This window comes from Enterovibrio sp. QJM3NY_24, from assembly GCF_057786035.1.
The window spans coordinates 2,624,878-2,643,862 of record NZ_CM173519.1 but is presented as its reverse complement, the minus strand read 5'-3'; the positions used below and the strand labels follow the sequence as shown (position 1 = coordinate 2,643,862).

General features: G+C 42.6%; 15 protein-coding genes and 3 pseudogenes. 6 read left to right on the top strand and 12 right to left on the bottom strand.

Translation table 11 applies throughout. The features are described 5' to 3' along the window. Positions 1–26 precede the first annotated feature (26 nt). The gene (locus AC3CIC_RS11605; protein ID WP_488514674.1) at positions 27–908 is read left to right on the top strand and encodes a class I SAM-dependent methyltransferase; all 882 of its coding nucleotides are present in this window, start codon (positions 27–29) and stop codon (positions 906–908) included. Positions 909–996: 88 nt separating this feature from the next. Here the strand turns inward: AC3CIC_RS11605 and AC3CIC_RS11600 are convergent. Beyond that, positions 997–1,878: pseudogene (locus AC3CIC_RS11600) on the bottom strand (IS5 family transposase). A gap of 751 nt (positions 1,879–2,629) precedes the next feature. On the opposite strand from AC3CIC_RS11600, the gene AC3CIC_RS11595 reads away from it, so the two are divergent. Beyond that, positions 2,630–4,375 (top strand): methyltransferase domain-containing protein, encoded by a 1,746-nt coding sequence (locus AC3CIC_RS11595; protein WP_488514673.1) that lies wholly within the window; start codon positions 2,630–2,632, stop codon positions 4,373–4,375. A gap of 208 nt (positions 4,376–4,583) precedes the next feature. Here the strand turns inward: AC3CIC_RS11595 and AC3CIC_RS11590 are convergent. From AC3CIC_RS11590 to AC3CIC_RS11570, 5 genes and pseudogenes are all read right to left on the bottom strand, one after another. Further along, positions 4,584–6,151 (bottom strand): IS3 family transposase gene (locus tag AC3CIC_RS11590; protein WP_488514672.1). Its coding sequence is split into 2 segments (ribosomal slippage): positions 4,584–5,698 and positions 5,698–6,151, totalling 1,569 coding nucleotides; the frame shifts between segments, so codons are not numbered across the junction. A 150-nt stretch (positions 6,152–6,301) separates the two neighbouring features. Further along, positions 6,302–7,804 carry an IS66 family transposase gene (gene tnpC / locus AC3CIC_RS11585; protein WP_488514319.1) on the bottom strand — a complete coding sequence of 501 codons (1,503 nt, stop codon included), beginning with the start codon at positions 7,802–7,804 and terminating at the stop codon, positions 6,302–6,304. A gap of 87 nt (positions 7,805–7,891) precedes the next feature. Beyond that, positions 7,892–8,236 (bottom strand): IS66 family insertion sequence element accessory protein TnpB, encoded by a 345-nt coding sequence (gene tnpB, locus AC3CIC_RS11580; protein ID WP_407330989.1) that lies wholly within the window; start codon positions 8,234–8,236, stop codon positions 7,892–7,894. Further along, on the bottom strand, positions 8,233–8,532 hold the full coding sequence (gene tnpA, locus AC3CIC_RS11575) for an IS66 family insertion sequence element accessory protein TnpA (RefSeq protein ID WP_407330990.1): 300 nt from the start codon (positions 8,530–8,532) through the stop codon (positions 8,233–8,235). Before tnpA ends, tnpB begins: the two co-directional genes overlap by 4 nt. A 74-nt stretch (positions 8,533–8,606) precedes the next feature. Then, positions 8,607–8,906: pseudogene (locus AC3CIC_RS11570) on the bottom strand (transposase domain-containing protein); the annotation flags it as partial. Between AC3CIC_RS11570 and AC3CIC_RS11565 the strand changes: the two are divergent. Continuing rightward, positions 8,893–9,135: pseudogene (locus AC3CIC_RS11565) on the top strand (IS66 family transposase); the annotation flags it as partial. The pseudogenes AC3CIC_RS11570 and AC3CIC_RS11565 overlap by 14 nt on opposite strands. Before the next feature lie 67 nt (positions 9,136–9,202). Here the strand turns inward: AC3CIC_RS11565 and AC3CIC_RS11560 are convergent. From AC3CIC_RS11560 to AC3CIC_RS11535, 6 genes are all read right to left on the bottom strand, one after another. Then, positions 9,203–10,051 (bottom strand): glycosyltransferase family 52, encoded by an 849-nt coding sequence (locus AC3CIC_RS11560; RefSeq protein ID WP_488514671.1) that lies wholly within the window; start codon positions 10,049–10,051, stop codon positions 9,203–9,205. Between the two features lie 108 nt (positions 10,052–10,159). After that, entirely contained in the window at positions 10,160–10,858 is a 699-nt protein-coding gene (locus AC3CIC_RS11555; protein ID WP_488514670.1) for an ABC transporter ATP-binding protein, read from the bottom strand. Beyond that, on the bottom strand, positions 10,855–11,547 hold the full coding sequence (locus AC3CIC_RS11550; RefSeq protein ID WP_488515909.1) for an ABC transporter permease: 693 nt from the start codon (positions 11,545–11,547) through the stop codon (positions 10,855–10,857). Before AC3CIC_RS11550 ends, AC3CIC_RS11555 begins: the two co-directional genes overlap by 4 nt. 93 nt (positions 11,548–11,640) lie before the next feature. Next, positions 11,641–12,717, bottom strand: a complete 1,077-nt coding sequence (locus AC3CIC_RS11545) for a glycosyltransferase family 4 protein (RefSeq protein ID WP_488514669.1) — start codon at positions 12,715–12,717, stop codon at positions 11,641–11,643. Between the two features lie 8 nt (positions 12,718–12,725). Continuing rightward, positions 12,726–13,844 carry a glycosyltransferase gene (locus tag AC3CIC_RS11540; RefSeq protein WP_488514668.1) on the bottom strand — a complete coding sequence of 373 codons (1,119 nt, stop codon included), beginning with the start codon at positions 13,842–13,844 and terminating at the stop codon, positions 12,726–12,728. Positions 13,845–13,852: 8 nt separating this feature from the next. Next, positions 13,853–15,718 (bottom strand): polysaccharide biosynthesis protein, encoded by a 1,866-nt coding sequence (locus AC3CIC_RS11535; protein WP_488514667.1) that lies wholly within the window; start codon positions 15,716–15,718, stop codon positions 13,853–13,855. Positions 15,719–15,875: 157 nt separating this feature from the next. Here AC3CIC_RS11535 and AC3CIC_RS11530 point away from each other — a divergent pair, with 157 nt between their 5' ends. From AC3CIC_RS11530 to AC3CIC_RS11520, 3 genes are all read left to right on the top strand, one after another. After that, positions 15,876–16,832 (top strand): UDP-glucose 4-epimerase family protein, encoded by a 957-nt coding sequence (locus AC3CIC_RS11530; RefSeq protein WP_488514666.1) that lies wholly within the window; start codon positions 15,876–15,878, stop codon positions 16,830–16,832. A 23-nt stretch (positions 16,833–16,855) separates the two neighbouring features. Beyond that, positions 16,856–17,410 carry a sugar transferase gene (locus tag AC3CIC_RS11525; RefSeq protein ID WP_488515908.1) on the top strand — a complete coding sequence of 185 codons (555 nt, stop codon included), beginning with the start codon at positions 16,856–16,858 and terminating at the stop codon, positions 17,408–17,410. 195 nt (positions 17,411–17,605) lie between these two features. Beyond that, positions 17,606–18,985, top strand: a complete 1,380-nt coding sequence (locus AC3CIC_RS11520; protein WP_488514665.1) for an MBL fold metallo-hydrolase RNA specificity domain-containing protein — start codon at positions 17,606–17,608, stop codon at positions 18,983–18,985.

Below are 18,985 nucleotides of genomic sequence, written 5' to 3'. Positions count from 1 at the left end.
AATTTATAATTTGGGAGGATTGGGCTGTGTACAAAGAACTATTTAAGAGGCTTCGTGGTGACAAACTAGCAACCGACAATCGGGACTTTGTGTTGAATCGGATCAAAGCGTCAAGTACAGCAGTTAAGGGGGCAATTGAAAGGTCGAGCATAGATTTAAGGAGTGTTCGGGAAGAAATAAACGATTTAAAAAGTATTAAGAAAGAAATAAAGGATTTAAAGGTAGATAATGCAAGAATCCTTAAAAAAATTGAGGGGTTGACTCTTGCTTACAATAGGCAGAATCCTGTTATTAAGCATAGTTATGAGGAGTGGAAGAATGTTGCCCAAAAAGGGGAGTTAGAGTTTCATCAGAAGAAGAATTTTCGAACTGACGACGTACTGTTTAATGGCGCAAATGAAAGGTTTTGGTTGGGTCTGGGATATACACAAGAACAGTTTTCGGGAAAAAAAATTCTAGATTTAGGTGCTGGCAGTAGATTGAGAACTAAGTTTTTTATTGATTCCTTGATACATGTTGTAGAACCACTTGCAGATGAATTCAGAGAAACAGTACCATGGTGTGACTTGAACGATGCTGAAGAAGTGTTTAGTATGCCTGCTGAGGAATTTATTGATAGCATGAGAGGCGAGATTGATTATGTGGTAAGTATTAATGTAATCGATCATTGTTTTGAATTTGAGACCATTGTCGATAACTTGTATAATTACCTTAATGAGCAGGGTAAAGCATTTTTAGCTTTTGATGCTCATTCTAAAATTGACGCTCTACATCCTTTAATTCTTAATGAAGATATATGCCGCTCTATATTTGAAAAATCTGGTTTCAAGGTTGAAGAATTTAGAGAGCTTCCTACTTTCCATAAAGGCATTAGTACGTACGCTCTCGGTTTTTGGCTAACTAAATGATTTTCTTTATAGTGGCTGTTTAACTCGAAACCAACAGCCTTTTAAACATCGTCACGGTTCGATGATCAAATGTTAGGGGCCTTGTTGATCAAATCGTTAAGTTAACGAATTGATCCTGTATGGTTTTAACGCCCAAACCAGTTGATTTTCGAACAGGCATACCGAGTCTTATGACTTTGTTCATGGCCTTGACGTTTGCTAACGCTTCTCCGACTTGTGCGTTGTAATCTCTTATCGTCAGTTTTGGACTGAGTAACTGCTTTTAGCGCTCTTACTGCGGTGTTTCGAGGATGCCCTTCCTCCCAAAAACCTGCGTTACTTCCGGGAGGAAAAGTGGGGGTTATCCCCTTATTTTTCAAAATACGATGGCACGCTTTGGTATCATAAGCACAGTCAGCGCTCACTTGTTTAATCTTTCGACGAAGCGGGTTTAATAACGTTGGTAAGACTTCATTATCACCGACACAATCCAAGATCACTTCAGCAGCAATGGTCTCGTGCGTAGCGGCATCAATAGCGAGGTGCAACTTACGCCATACTCGGCGTTTTTCTTTACCATGCTTACGCATTTTCCATTCACCTTCCCCATACACTTTTAAGCCAGTGGCATCGATGATGACATGAGCGATAGGCCCGCGGCTTGGAGAACGATAGTGGACGTCGACGGTCTTTGCTCGCTTGCTATACAGCTATAAGAAGGCGACGTCAGCGGCACATCCATGAGCACAAACAGCGAGTTAATGAATCCTTCGAGTGCGCGCAAAGGTGGCTTGAAAACTCCTTTGATCATCAATGCCGTCTCGATCGATGCATCACTGAATTGAAAACCCCGACCGCGCTTCCCATGGTGTTTATTGCAGCGCCAAGATTTGATGGCAGCAGCATCAATCCAAAAGGTGACCGAGCCACGATTTTTCAGGGCTTGGTTGTATTCTTTCCAGTTGCTGATCTTGTGCTTGGATTTGCCCATCATCGTCTACCTGTTTGAGGTCCTGATGATCTGATCGCGGCTATTGGGATTAGTTCAATGATTTAGGAAACAACGCCGTGACACTCCATAGCGATCAAGGCAGATTTTATGAGTCGCCATTACCTTCAATTGTTTTAGCGTAACCAGATAAAAAATTCTAACTAGGCGTCAAATTTCTGGGACAATATTCTATGGAGTGTTTGTTTCACGGCTCCAAGACAGAATGACTACCAGAAATGAGCTGTCAGAGGTTTGTTCACGTGATGTTTAAGATAATCAAATATATCTTGGCATATTGCAGTCAACTCAGGCCACATCTATATAAAAGCGCCCTGATACCAAATGAGTCACATAGGCTCTATTGGTAAGAAAAAAAACCGTGCCCTATTTAGCTTGACCACTACAGAATTCATTTTATATATGTCATCTTTTGTCGGTGAAACAGTTCATTGCAAAAAAATGGTCGACTCGCTTGATGGCATGTTCATCGGTTGCTGTGGTGTTAGGGAGCGGCCATTTTTTTGAGATTAAGGTCTGCCCTCTAGTGTGAGGATCGGGCCGCAAGCATCAGAGAGTGAATGTATTTCTACGACTAGTGGGAAATAATATAGTAGGGTATCTTGAAGTATTTGAATGTAGCTTAGATTAAGTTCATTAGATAAATAGGTAGCTACGTATCCTTATTATTATATGGAAAATAGATTGTGAGTACTAGCTGAAAAAGGATGAAGGTCAGAAGGATGGTAACGGAGTGAATTTTAACATAGGGGCTGTTAATGGGTGGAAAAAGAACGGCTGGGAAACTCTAGGTAAAGATGCCTATTGCGATATCGAATTTGAATTTAAGGACAAAGAAAGGATTCCAGTTGATGACTTTTGTGTGGAAAAGGTTTTCTGTGCTGACACTATAGAAGTTATTACCGATATAAGTGCGCAGAATCTTTTTTGTGAGATATATCGTTTGTTGAAGTTCGGCGGCGTGTTAAGAATTTCATTTCTTGATATAGAGAAGATCATCGGTTCTTACATAAGTGGCGAAATCGGAAATTTTCAGTGTGATATTGACAAGCTTGAAGAAGCTACTTTTGAAAGTCTTCTTTTGGGGCGAGTGTGTTCTGAGTATGGAAGAATAGAAAACTATAGTTGTCGGCAACTAGATGATTTGATTAAGTGGGCAGGTGAACTTTATTCGAGTCAAGGCTGTAAAAAAATAGCTATGAATGGGTGGTACTTTAACAAGGTCAAAAAGTTCTTAAAGCAGTCTGGATTTGAGGTTATTAAGTTGAGTGACTATAAAGAATCATTTGATGATGAAATGTCAAAGATGATAATAGATGATTCGCCTATAAAAAACACATTTGTAGAAGCAATCAAGTTACCATGTGAGTTAACCTGTCGAATTTGTGGGAGTGACGAAAGCTCTAAATTTATTAAATCAAATAAGGAGTTTGGATTGCCAACATTTGAGTGTGGTAAATGTGGATTTAGACAAACTTCACCAGTGGAAGCCCGATATCTGCAACTTTATTATAACTATGACTTTAGAAATGAGCGTAAACTACTGTCATCATCTCAGATATTATTTTTTCAGAAAAGAGCAGCCTCTCAGTGGGATTTTATAAAGAGAAACTATCAGGAAATACATCTAGAAGATGCTATGTGCTCAGTTTTAGATATTGGTTCGGGTGTGGGATTTTTACCCAAGTTGTTATCGGCGAATTTTGAAGAAGTATTTGCAGTTGAACCCGACCCGAAGGTTGCTCATTATTATGATAATACAAGCATTAAGTTGGCGGATAATATTGATTCCATTTCTAAATCTTTGGTCGGCGGTTTGGATTTAATAACGTGTTCACATGTTTTGGAGCATATTCTTGAACCAATTGATTTCTTAGATTCTATTGCGGATCTGTTGAAAGTTGATGGCCTTCTTTTTATTGAAGTACCTCTGGAGGATAATTCAATTCTACTCTGTGATAGATATGACAATTTAAGCGGTCACTTTAATCACTTTGATAAGAAATTCTTACTGGAATTATTCGAAAACATGCAGAGCTTCAAGTTGATAGATGCGGCATCTAGTGGTCCATCTGTTTCGGGTTACATCAGTAATTCAGAATTGATTGGGAATAATCTGCACAACAAAAATATTGATGATGATTGTATACACTTGAGGATACTGTTGAAGAAGACAGCAAGCACTAATACATTAAAACAACCTAAATTGAACTATTCTGCTTTTTCATCATTGGCTTTTTCAAACACTAAGGAATTAAGTTTTCTAAATGAAGAAATACGTAACCTGCATGTTTTTAATACTAACCTGAGTGATAAGCTAGAAGTGACTGAAGTAAATAATGACGGTCTTAAGAAGGAGAATGCAAAGTTAAAAGAAGAAATAGAATCAGTAAAGTGTATGTACCACGATATAGAAAATTCAACAATATGGAAATACACACGACCAATAAGGATGTTGCTAGAGTATGCAAGAAAATAAAATTCAAACATCCACTTAATTATTTGTTATTTTATCTGGTAGGTCTATCAGATATTCACCTATTAAATGTTGTGATGACCCATAGAAGAATTGGATATTGCCCACTTCCTCTTTAGCGAGACAATGCATAGCTAGAGGTCTCCAATTTCCTCCGGTAATCGGCCGGAGGGATGCGGTAGATTTCAAGGTAGTTGACCAGATTTTCTAATTAAGCGGCTCTTTTTTGACCGCCATGTTCGTTATTGTCTGTGCTTTTGGGGTTGAGTGTTACCGAACCAACGGGTGACCAGTCGCGAGTCTCCCTTGCCCAACGTTCAGGATGCTTGGCTTTCGCCTGCTGATACACGGCATGCCGCTTCGCCAGCACTGTTGTATCTAAGTTTCTGTGTCTTTCTGCTGGAGTGACGAACTTAATCGCACTGTGGTGATGCTCGTTGTTGTACCAGTTTACAAAATTCAGCATCCATTCACGTGCCTCTGCCAGCGTTTCGAAGCCATGCTCCGGATAGTTAGGCCGGTACTTGGCTGTACGGAACAATGACTCTGAATAGGCATTGTCATTACTAACGCCCGGACGATTGAAGGATGTTCGGATGCCCATTTCATCAAGCTTTGCACGCAAGGTGAGTGACCTCATTGGGGCCCCGTTGTCAGAATGTAAATAATGAGGCTTCACGAAGCAGCGTTCACTGAAGGTGGCTCGCTCAATCAGCTGAGAAGCAAGGGTTCCGCATTCGCAGTCATGGACTTCCCAACCCACAATTTTGCGACTGTAGATATCAATGACCATATAAAGATACCAGTACAGACCACGAACCTTCGCGGGCAGATAACTGATATCCCAAGTCCAGATCTCATTGGGCTTTGTCGCCACATGAGAAGCGGGCTCCGTCGTAGGCTGTGGCGGTTTCGCCCGTCCTCGATGGTGCAGTTGGTCGTTAGCTTTCAGCACACGATATATGCTTGACTCACTGGCCATATATTCTCCCTGATCGGCCAGTTTCGGCACGATTTGACTGGGCGGTAAATTGGCATAGTCAGCCTCATTGCAGACATTCAGAATATGTTGGCGCTCTTGCTCTGACAGCTTGTTTTTCGGCTCTGGTCTGATAGCCAGAGGACGAAGATCGGGCAACACATGACCCTGTGACGTACGCCAGCGGCGCAACGTTCGCTGTGGAACTTGCATGAGGTCTGCAGCCTTGTACTGAGGCGCGCCATTAGCAACCGCTTCATCAAAAAGCGCCAGCAATGTCTCGCGCATATCGAGAGGAGTCAGTCCTCCTCGCTGTCGCTCCCGTACAAGGCCTTGAGCTTTTTTGACAGCACCAATAGCGCCGCCGTTTCTGCCAGGGCTTTGTCTTTACGATGCAGCTCTGCTTCCAATTTTCGGATACGCTTTTTATCCGCTCTACGCTCTGTCTGCTCTGCTTTCTTAGATTGCTCTGCTTGACCCGCACCGCTGATACAAGCGAGTTTCCACGCTTTAACTTGTTCAGGGTACAAACCTTTCTGGCGACAATACTGGCTAAGCTCAGTTTCTGACAAACTGGCGGTTTCGATGACGGTGGCGAACTTGGCTTCAGCTGACCAATGTTCAGAATTTTTTTGATTACCTGGCACAGGTTTACCTTCGGAGCGGAGTTTATTACGCCAATTGTATAACGTTGCTTCGCTGATGTGATCCTCCGCAGCAACTTCTGGAATGGTTTTGTTATGCGGTGGCAGTAGCTTCTTCAAGATGGCAGCTTTTCTTTCTTCGGAATATCTCGGCATAGTGTCCTTCGTTAGCCCTCCATTGCTGGATTTTTGGGCGTTCTAAGATCTGGACAACTATCCTGACACCGGGGGTTTACCTTCGGAGCGGAGTTTATTACGCCAATTGTATAACGTTGCTTCGTAAGCGGCTAATGAACCGGTGAAGTCCTACTCGATGCCACTGAGATCAACATTCCACGGCATCAGATCCGTCATATCATCGGTAAGCGAACGCGTCGGCAACGCTGTAAACAGATGCCGGAAGTAATAATACGGATTGATGTCATTGGCTCGACACGTCATCACCAGACTGTACAGATTGGCACTGGCTTTCGCTCCACCGACTGAGGTTGAGAACATCCAGTTTTTTCGGCCTGTCGTGAATGGTCGGATATCCCGCTCCGTCACATTATTGTCAATGCTGATGTGGCCATCATCAAGGAAGGTCAGCAGCTTGGACCACTGATTTTGGGCGTAGCTTATCGCTTTACCCAATGCACCTTTGGGCAACACATGCTGACTATCTAGCCACGCTTTAAAATCATTCAGAATGGGCAGACTTTCTTGCACTCTAAGCTGTTGGCGGGCTTCAGCAGACAGTCCTTTCGCTCGCTTTTCAATACCGTAAAGTTTGCCGATGAAGGTCAGGGCTTTCTCCGGTTTCCCTGCTTTCGTTGACGGTGACGCTTTTTGCGCGTCGGTAAATTTACGGCGGACATGCGCCATGCAGGCGGCTTGTGTCACGTCTTTCAGTGTGTCGTAAGCACTATAACCATCTGATAGCAGATAGCCGGTGTAATCACCGAGGAACTCACGCACACAGGTGCCCGCTCGACTCGGATGATAGTCGTAAATCACCACTGGATTGGAGGTAAACTCTCCACTGCGATAGACCCACATGTAGGATTTGGATTGTGCTTGTTTGTCTTCCTCTCTGAGCACTTGCACCGTGGTTTCATCCGCGCAGATGAGTATTTCTTGTAAGAGCTGCGCTTTCATCGTGTCGATGATGACCTGCACTTTGCTGCCAAGCTGCACACACCAGTTGGCCAAGGTGGCGCGGCTGATATCGATGCCGGAGCGGTTGAGGATATCAACCTGACGGTAAAGCGGCAGTGCATCTACGTATTTGGCGGTGACCACGGCAGCGAAGGCCTCCGCACTGCCGAGGCTTTTGGGGATCATGCTCGCTGGCTTCGGTGCGGTGATGACCTTGCTGGTCTCTGCCGTCTGCTCGCACTGACGGCAGGCATATTTGGTGCGCTCATGGCGGATCACACTGACTCGCTGTGGCAGGATTTTCAACGTTTCACTGACTTCTTTGCCGCATTCATGCAAGGGCGCATCACAACAGTCGCAATATGGGGCATTGAGGGTGTGGCTTTGCACCTCACGTTCAAGGTCGGCGGGCAACGGTTTTCGACCCGTCTTACCGCGTTCGGTGGAAGGCTTGGGCAACGCATTCTGTTGCTCGGCTTCGTTGAACGTCCCTTTGGCGACTTTTTCGCTTTGGGAGGCGAAGCGCTTGGATTTACTGAGATTGAGTTGCTCAACCAGTAATTGCACTTGGGTTTTCAGGGCAGCGACTTCCTCCTCTTTGGCCTGCAACAAGGCATCTTTGGCAAGAAGCATGGCTTTAAGTTGTTCAATATCATCGGGAAAGTCGGTCATTGGGCATCATTTTACAGCACTGAATGATGCCCAGTGTGACGTCTAAAACGGATCGTTCAAGCGCAATATGACGATCAGTATCAAGCGTCACACTTCTAGCCCACTGAGGGGGCGATGGGCTTTGTTGTTCTCCAGTGATAACCCAGATAGCAGCCAATAAAGCTGGGGCTTGCTGATGGTAATAACGCCAAGAGGATTGGGATGTGGCCACTTGAAGGTTCCTTTTTCCAATCGACGATAGTAAAGCCAAAAACCGTTGGTATCCCAAAAGAGGATTTTGAGTTTATCTCGTCCCCGATTACAGAAGATAAACCAGGCTTCGCTGAACGGATCCATTTCAAGCTGCTCGGCGACAATCAGCGACAGGCCATCGATAGACTTTCGCATGTCGGTGACACCGGAGACCAGAAAGACCTTGCCAGAGGGGGTCATTGCAAGGCATCCACCCAGTGTTTGATCTGAGCGGCACTCAGTGTTGTTGGTAACTCAGCGCGAATACCATTGGCAAAGGTAATGATCACCGACTCAGCTTGCGTATCTTCATGTTCATTGAAAATGATAGGCTGAAGTGTCTGCGTCGCGTCAGGAGAACGCAATCGCTTAGACCAATAGTAGAAGGTTTGATAACTGATGCCGCTGTCTGCACAGAATTGCTTGATGGATAGCGGGCTTTGTTTTTGTTGCTCAACAACTGCTGCCCAATGGGCGCGTTTTTGCTCTTGGTTCATAGTGCCTCCGATAAAAAAGGCACTATGTCAAAGCACGTGTATTATTGGTATGTGGGGTTTATTAACCGCTTACCTAGCACGAGGGTGTCGCGTGGCAGGTCTTTTGGCAGTGGCTGGCGTTTACCGCGTTTTTTCGTGGTGGTCGTTGTCGTGACGACCTCCTCGTCTTCTTTCGCCGCTTCGCATTCCGCCTCATTAAATAGGTCGCCCTGTGCGTCATGGTAAGGCTTCAATGCTTCTGAGCGTTTCGCGAACTGGTGGTCAAGGGCTAGTTTAAATTGCTCAATCAGGGATTGGCGCTCTTGCTGCCATTGAGCTTCTTTCTGCTTTTGCTCCGACATCAACGCTTTCACCATCGGGAAGCCGGCGAGCATGACCCCTAAAAGCCTAGGCAGTGCGGAGGCCTTCGCCGCTGTGGTCACCGCCAAATATGTGGATGCACTGCCACTTTACCGTCAGGTTGATATCCTCAATCGCTCCGGCATCGATATCAGTCGCGCCACCTTGGCCAACTGGTGTGTGCAACTCGGCAGCAAAGTTCAAGTCATCATCGATGCGATGAAAGCACAACTTATCAAAGAGCCTCTCATCTGCGCCGATGAGTACAGGCAGGCGTTAAAGGGTTGAGCAAAATTTGAACATACGTAATCTCGCCCTAACCTACTGGCCTTCATACATTATCTTTAGTATATCTTATGCTTTCACTGAATCTATAAATTGACGTAGAATCATAAGTTACAACAGTTTTGAAGTATAAACCTTTTAGAATAGGGATTTCTATTGGACAATCTTGAAAATCAAGTTCTTTCCATTCCAAAAAGCTGTAATCCGTATTGTCTCTTGGATGTTTTTTAAACCAAACTTCACCTTTAGGGTTTACTTTCTCAATTGCCCTTAAATAAAAATCAATTTTTTCCTTTTCCGAGATAATTCCATCCTGATTCAGTGGTTGAGTCAGAATGAGTAAATCTTCATTGATACTTTTACCTTTATTAAACGAGAAGTCGCTATCTTCTAATGTAAAGAGCGATGTCACATATTCCCTATATATGCTGTCTAAAGAAAGCCATTTTTCTGTCAAATCAATGATTTCAACTTTTTTCAGTATGTCTTTTGGTGTCTCTTTTATGCCTGTAAGATAAATTTTAATAACGTTATCATTTCTTCCAAATTTTTTGTAAGGAAAGCCAAGTAAAGAAAGAAAATGGTGTTTCAAGCTCTTTTTAAACATTGGTTGATAGTTTGCTGCACCGTCCTCGATTAGGGTGAGTGGCCGACCATTTGAAATAAAAGAAAACCAAGTATGATCTTGTCCATAGTATTGTATGTCTTTTTTACTTCTTAACCTTATAATCAATGGAGAAGCTCTTAGTATGGAATTCCTAATTACTTCTCTCATTTTTCTCATTTTGTTGAATTTTTCGTCTGGTAAGTAGACACAATTATCTAGCTTGCATCTAACATATGCGGAAACCCCATCAGATACAATAAATAAAGTTTTATCTGATGGTGTTTCCATGACTAATAAGTAAAGGAAAAGAGTATAATTCGAATCAATTATCGCGACATTTTGTATAGAGTCTGTATTTATTTTCAATAGCACTGTTAACCCACACCAAAAGAGATTCTACTTAGTTATATATTTCTCGTACATTGTTACAACCTGGTTGGGGTCGCCCGAGATCCTTACTGTGCCATCCTCTATCCAAACAGCCTTGTTACATAATTCTTTTATTGTGGGAGCATTGTGGGAAACAAGAACAACTGTATCTCCCGATAGAATTTTTCTTTTCATTACTTCGGTGGACTTTTTCTTAAATCGAGCGTCGCCTACACCAAGTATCTCATCGATAAGAAGTACATCGGTATCAATTTTTGTTGCAACTGAGAACCCCAAGCGTTGTTTCATACCGGTAGAATAATTTTTTACTGGTTGATAGATAAAGTCTCCGAGTTCGGAGAATTCTACTATCTCAGGGATAAGTTCTAGCATTTCAAGTTTAGTTCTTCCTAGAAGCATGCCGCTCATTATAGCATTGTCAAAACCACTTACATTATTGTCATATCCCACACTCAGTGAAAGTAAAGCTGTTCTGTATCCATGGTTAACTATTATTCCGCTGTCTGGTTTTATAATACCATTCAGAAGATTTAGAAGTGTGCTTTTACCTACGCCGTTACGACCAATGATCCCTAGAGAATCACCTTCATTGATTTCGAAAGAGATGTTTTTCAGTGCGCGATGTATGTTGGTTTGACCGAACAAAGGAATGCCACTTTTATAAGTCACTTCGACATTTTTTAGTGTAATAACGGGAGTTTTCATTTTTGCAACAACACTCGTGGATAAATTGGGTCAAGTTTTCTAATAATCCAATGGCTGAAAATCACACCAAAAAAGCAGAATAGTGTATAGAGTAGTATTTTTGATAGTTCAAAGTTACCAGAATGCATTAATACGTCTCTATATGCTTGTATTATCTGTGCCATAGGGTTGAACTCAAAGTATATTTGAACATGCTCAGGTAGGTCTTTAACTGCATAAAGAATTCCAGACATATAAAATGCGACTCTAAGAATGTTAGAAATTATGATTCTAAGATCAGGAGCAAATGGAACAATTGCGGCGACCAAATTGCCGATCATTGTATTAAATAAATGTTGGCACAAAAATATGAGTGGCAGGTATACGTACTCGAGTGTAGGAGGGAATCCATATATCCATAAGAAAACCAGTAAGATAAGAAATACAACCAAAAATTTTGCAGTGTCCATAACAATGTTTACACTGGGTAAAATCACTTTTGGGAAGCTGATGCTTGTTATTAATGCGATATTTCCATTGATGGAATTGGTACAGTGACTGACGATGTTACTAAACCACTGCCATGTTACAAGGCCAATAAGGAGAAATGGAATGAAATCTTCGGTACCTCGTTGAAAAATGACGCCAAATATTAAATAGTAAATGCCTAGAGAAATTATGGGTTCAAAAATCCACCAAAGATAGCTCAAATATGTATTTGATGCTTCAGACTTTAGATGAACTTTAGCCTTATAGAATATAATATCTCTATGATTTTTGCTTACAAGGAACAACTTATAACCTCATTCTTTATTTGTATTGAATGCTTCGACATGCATTTCTGCGATTTTCGACCAATTGTTACCCACAGAGGCAAGTTGATGCGGTGAGGAGTCCAGTGCATTGCTCAATGTCTCTGCTATCGATTTGCTGTCCAGATCAGATATGAATATGTTATCGCCTTCAATATCTGCTATGGCATTGTAACGGCTAACGACGACCTTTTTACCTAACGATAGTGCTTCAAGCGCTGGTAAACCGAACCCTTCATATAACGATGGCATTGCTAATATATCACAAAATTTATAAAGCGACAAAAGTGTGTCATCACTAACGTAACCGGTTATTAGAACATCTGTGTCTAATCCCATTTCTTGAATTTCACTTGATATACTAACATCTCCCCAACCATCTTTCCCTGCAATAATCAATGTTAGTGATTGATTTCTAATTCTTATTTCTTTAAACGCAATGAGAAGGTTTTTTAGGTTTTTTCTAGGTTCTAATGTGCCTACAAAAAGAATGTAATTTTTTTTTGTGTATCTAGTATTTATTTCTGTCATTCTCTCTTTGGAAATAAAACTTTCCAATCTAATTGTTTTGGTTTTGCCTTCAAGGCTAGGGCTTAAACTTAGAAGTTCTTTTTTTGTGAAATCTGAGACTGTTATAATAGTGTCAGCGATTCTTGTTGAAGGATTGAAAAGTAATCGTTCAATAATAAGCCCGAATCTTGACATGGTTTCTGGGTGTTTTTTCCATACAATGTCATGTACCGTTACTACTTTTTTTACTCTTTCGCTAAAATGAAGCAGCAGAGGTAAGTGATGACGAGGTGACCAATATACATCTAAGTTATCTTTATTAACCCAGTATGGAAAGATCAACTGTGACCATATTGTACTTTTTAGGCTAATGGATGATTTTCCCGTCCTCACGACTACATTTTTTTCTTTGAAATCTACTAATAGTGGTCGGTCAGAATACAGATACCAAGTAATATTTTTATTATCACAAATCAGTTTCTTGATAACATTCAGAGTATAGCGTCCAATTCCTGTTATCTCATGACTTAATGGTCTTGAATCAATTCCAATTTTCATTTTTGATATCAACTTTTTGAAATGATCGATTTATATAGCTTTGCATACTCTTTTGCCTGAATATCTATAGTGAATAACTTTAATGTCCGCTTTTTGCCAGCCATTCCTAGATCAATGCATTTTTCGTCATCGTTAGATAGTGTTTTCATTGCTTCGGATAAACTATTTTTACAGGCTGCTTTGCATACCAAGCCCGTTTGATCATGAATGTTGACGTAACTCGTTCCTGTATTTATATTACATGTAATCAGTGGTTTGGCCATGATCTGAGCTTCAAGAAGAGATACTCCAAATGCCTCTGATCTTAGATATGAAGGGAAAACAAATGCTTTACAGTGTGAAATCAGTTCCAATTTTTCTTTTTCACTAATATAGCCAGTAAAGTGTACATTATTCAATTGTAGTTGTTTGGCTCTTTTTCTAAGGAATGATTCTTGTGGCCCACTACCTGCGATGACAACAGGCAGGCCATTTATACTAGCTGCGTCAAGTAAGAACTCTAGTCCTTTGTAATACCGCAACACACCAATGAATAAAAAATAGTCACACGGAAGGTGATGAAATCGAGTTTCCTTCAGTGAGTTTACATCTAAACAATTATATTCAGATGGGTCGATAGCAAGTGGTATGATGTGTGTTTTTGTTTTGTAGTGTTGTAAGTTATGGCTTGTTTCTGCATATTGTGGAGACGTTGCAACAATAGCATCAACCCTGTTAAGGAAAAATCGTTCTAGCGGTCGATATAACCATTTTAGTATTTTTTGTTTTATTATATCTGAGTGATAAGTGATCACTGCCGGCTTTCTTTTTGTATCACATAGTGTTACCAGATCGCCAGATGGCCAAGGGTAGTGGTAATTTATTATATCGGCCCACTCATATAGGTCTCTATATTCTTTCTTGAAATTGAACGAAAAGGTATTTGAAGATACCTCAATGTGCTTCGGGCAAAGAATAATTTCAGTCCCCTCAAAAAAATATCTTTTATTTTCAGAATTACTGGCTATTGAAAGCACTTTACTTTCAATATTAAGTTTGCCAAGCCCTAGGCAAATATAACGTATAACCTGCTCTACCCCTCCTTTAGTTTCCGGATAACAAGTTCTGTATATATGTAATACTTTCATCTGTATCTCTATTTTTCTTTGTTTGGGAAATACACTGTTTCTATCTCTTCTAGTAGGATCTTTAAGCTAACAGTGTTGAAATCATGACAATAGGTGTTGATTTTTGATAGTAGCTCTAAGATTTCTTTCAGTGATTTCTTGTGTTCATGAGCAGTCATTATTTTGGCGTGACTTGTGCCTTCAACATTTTCGCCTATTAGCAGTTCTTCATAGAGTTTCTCTCCAGGTCTTAGGCCTGTAAAGCGTATCTGGATGTCTCCTTCATCGTTGTCATAGAATTCTTTCATTCCCATCAAGTTTATCATTCGTTTCGCTAGATCTGCGATTTTCACAGGTTCTCCCATATCTAATACAAAGACTTGCCCATTATGACCCATCGCACTGGCTTGAATTACTAACTGTGCAGCTTCAGGGATTAGCATGAAATATCTTGTTATATCTGGATGGGTAACAGTAACCGGCCCACCTTTTCGTATCTGCTTCTTGAATAAAGGTACGACGGATCCAGATGAACCAAGTACATTGCCGAAACGTACCATAGTGAAGTTTGTCAGTGTATTGCTATCAGCGAGTGCCTGTAAAATTAATTCAGCCATGCGTTTGCTTGCGCCCATAACATTGGTTGGGCGGACGGCTTTATCGGTAGATATCAGCGTGAAATTCTTAACGCCTGTTGCAATTGCTGCATTGGCGCATGCTAGTGTGCCAAACACGTTGTTTCGAATGCCTTCAATCACGTTATCTTCCACAAGGGGGACGTGCTTGTAAGCTGCAGAATGATAAACAGACTCTACATTGTTGGCTGCCATTAGCTTTGTTAATCGGTTCTCTTTCTGTACTGATCCTAATGCGGCGACCAAGGTAGTATTCAAGCCTAGGTTGTTTCTTGCCGTTTCGAGTTCTTGATGAATGGCATAAAGGTTGTATTCGTTTAGCTCAAACAGAACTAACGTTTTTGGGTGTTGTGCGAGAATTTGGCGGCAGAGTTCAGAGCCGATAGACCCACCTGCGCCAGTAACCAAAACGCTTTTATCAGTTATGTTTTTCCGAAGTAGCGCTATATCTGGAGACACTGGTTCTCTTCCAAGTAGGTCTGCTATGTCTAGATCTTTAATGTCCGTAACACTTGCTTTACCCGCGGCGATGTCCTCAACAGAAGGGACTGATTGAACTTCAATGGGCCAGTGTGATAACTCGTCTACAAGCCTTAGTCGATCGCCCTTGCTGACGTTATTGATGGCAAGGAGTAGCTTTATTGGTTGATACAGAGATAGAAGGGAGCCAAATTCTGAAGCATGATAGATTCTCACTCCTGTAAGAATCTGCCCTGTTTTCTTGGGGTCATCATCCAGAAAAGCGACAGGATGATACTCACCGCCTTGTATAAGCGCATAGGCGAGATCACGACCTGTAGAACCGGCACCATAGATAAATACATTGGGTTTTTTTCTACGATAGTAGTGATAGTAAACAGTACGAATGAATATTCTTGGTGCGCCGAGAGTGAGTATTGCCAGCCCTGCATAGATGAAAGGGACGCTTCTTGGCACAAATGCTTGAAAGAAAAAACCGCTTATCGCAAGGGTGACGGCCGATATAATCACGGCGATAAAGATGTTACCAATCGCGGGCATCATCATGTAGCGCAAGATGGCGCGATACATTCCAAGCTTAACAAAGCTAAAAATGGTTACAGCGCAGGTGACTAAAAGGCATAGGACTTCTTCAATGCCGATTGAAAAAATCAGCGTATCTAAGCGCAGTGCTATGGCGAAATAGAGCGAGAGTGTCACAGCAAGAATATCGTAGATGACACTGATAACTCGCTTGTTTTTACGTTGCGCGCTGAGAAGTAACTGGATCGGAGTAAACATTAGGATTTGGGTAGCTCTCGTAGACGTTAGCCGCAAAGGTCGGTGTGCTAAAACATATATTTATTCGTTGTGGTTCTATTGTATGTACCTTTAGTGCGACTAGCCAGTGTTGAATGGTAGAATCTTGGTACTAACACTACTAAATACAGGAATTAGGTTGAAGTTACTCATTACAGGCGCAAGTGGTTTTGTTGGGTATCGCGTATCAAGCGTCGCTGAGCATAGAAATTGGATAGTAAAGAAACAAGTCAGAAATGAAGCATTGAGCGCTGACGATACCATTGTCAGCGATATTCAAGCCAATACCGATTGGTCCGCTCATTTGCAAGATGTTGACTGCATCGTTCATTGTGCTGCTCGCGTCCATCAAATGACAGATGCGAAAAGTGGTGCCGACGTTCTTCAAGCTTATCGAGAAACCAATACATTAGGTACTCTCAATCTTGCCCGTCAGGCGGCAGACGCCGGCGTTAAACGTTTTGTTTTTATCAGCTCCGTTAAAGTGAATGGCGAACAGACATCTCCAGAACAAGCGTTCGCACCTGACGTTTCTCAACCGCCAAGTGATCCATACGGCTTAAGTAAGTACGAAGCAGAAATAGGCCTGAAAGAGATTGCAGAGCAAACGGGACTGGAAGTCGTTATCATTCGTCCGCCGCTAGTATATGGCGAAGGGGTAAAAGCCAATTTTCAATCCATGATGAATATCGTGCGAAAAGGAATCCCATTGCCACTTGGTGCTATCAACAACCGACGAAGCCTAGTATATATTGATAACCTAGTGTCATTGGTGCTGACCTGCTGCACGCATCCAAATGCTGCAGGCAAGACCTTTCTTGTTTCGGACAATGATGATGTTTCTACCACAAGGCTTTTAAAGCAGATTGCCAAAAGCATGAAAAAGCCAAATCGACTTCTACCAATGCCTCAACGGATTATTGAATCAGTCGCGCGCGCAATGGGAAAATCGGATATTGCCAATCGCTTGTGTGGTAACCTGCAGGTTGATATTTCAGATACGATTGAGTCGCTAGATTGGACACCTCCGGTTAGTTTTGAACAGGGGATAGCCAATACCGTCGATGCGTATTTGAAAGTATCCAACACCCCTTGAGTTCAAGCGTCAGAGAGAACACCATAGTGACTAAACTCCTCGATTTTCTTTTTGCCTTCTTCGGCCTTTTGTTTCTGTGGCCAGTATTGTTATTGGTAACGGTGCTTGGGTATTTCGACACGAAATCCCCCATTTTTTACCAAACGCGCGTGGGCAAGAATCAAAAGCCGTTCACGCTGATTAAGTTTCGCACCATGGCACCCGATACGGCATCAGTGGCGACGCACCTAGCCAGTGCTTCATCAGTGACCAAATTGGGTGCATTTTTACGTAAAACCAAACTGGATGAATTGCCGCAGTTGATTAATGTTGTGAAGGGGGAAATGAGCTTAGTGGGACCTCGACCTTGTTTGTTTAATCAAGAGGAATTGATACAGGCGCGACAAGAAAAAGGCGTGTTTGATGTACTGCCGGGCGTGACAGGTCTTGCTCAGGTCAATGAAATTGACATGTCGACACCGCAAAAACTGGCTGAATGGGATCAACGTATGATCAAAACCATGACAGTAAAGAACTACTTCACCTACATTATCCAAACCGTCACGGGCAGTGGTTCAGGCGACCGCATCAAAAGCTAAGAACCTATGCTGCAACGTTTGGCTAATCAATCTGTTGGCGATGCCCATCGTTAACTTTGTCGCACCTTCTTTGAAACCGATTCAAGAAGGTGTGCTTAAAACTTGGTTTTACTCCCTTCTCACAAATATTCGTTAACACGGTCACTCGGTGCTGAGCGACAATATTTCCAGCCTCATCGTCTGGGAATCAATATTATGCCTACCTCCAACCCAAATACCTTCCAAATCACCCATCATGGCGCAAAAACGGGCGTCACTGGCTCATGCCACCAACTCGACACCCATCACGGTAAACTGCTTATTGATTGTGGGCTATTTCAGGGCGATGAAACCAAACCGCTTAATATCGATTTTCCCGTTAAAGATATCGATGCGTTACTTGTCACCCACACCCATATCGACCACATTGGCAGAATACCTTGGCTACTAGCGGCAGGTTTTCGCGCACCTATATATTGTACTGAAGCCACAGCCAAACTCATGCCGATGATGCTTGATGATGGGCTTCGCTTGCAGTTAGGAATGAAGGCGAGGCAGCGAAAGCGTATTTTGAACCTGATCCGTTCCCTCACACAGCCAATAGAATATGGCACTTGGACGAGCGTTGTTAACGCGTTCGGGACAATCGCTGAAATCCGCTTTCAACCTGCGGGGCATATTCTTGGTTCATCCTACATTGAAGTGAAATTACCAGATGAACAGGTTTTGGTGTTCTCCGGCGACCTAGGGCCAAGCAACACCCCGTTACTGCCCGATCCCAAATCACCAGAGCGCGCCGATGTATTGGTCATCGAAAGTACTTACGGAGACAAAACGCACGAATCGATTGCTTCGCGAGCCGAACGCTTAAAAACGCTAATCAATCGGTCACTGCTCGACGGCGGTGTGGTTATTATTCCGGCTTTTAGCGTTGGGCGAACACAAGAGCTGCTATTTGATATAGAAAACCTGATTGCTAAATCGCTTAACGAAGATGAAAAGCGTGCTTGGTCAACCATCCCCGTGATTCTCGATTCTCCCGTGGCAGCGAAAGTGACAGCACAATACCGTGCCTTCAAAAAATTGTGGAGCCAAGAAGCCAAAACCACGTGGGAATCAGGCCGACACCCACTCGCGTTCGATCAATGCATTACCATCAACACTCATAGTGATCATATTGGCTTGGTCAACCGCCTAAAACAAACGGGAGAACCTGCAATAGTGATTGCCGCCAGCGGCATGTGCAACGGCGGACGCGTACTCAACTACCTCAAAGCTTTGCTATCCGATAAACGCACTGATGTGATTATTGCCGGCTACCAAGCTCGGGGAACCCTCGGGCGTAATATTCAGCGCGGCGACAAACACGTCAACATTGATGGAGAAAACATCGACATCAACGCGCACATCCACACCATGTCGGGTTACTCTGCCCATGCTGATCAGAAAGATTTATTGGCATTTATTGCGGGTATCGAGTCGAGGCCGAATGAAATTCGGCTTGTACATGGCGATCTTCACGCGCAGCAAGCGTTAGCTAAGAAAATAGAGGCCAGTGGCTTCGCCGAGAAAGTCACTATCGCCGCAGACCAATAG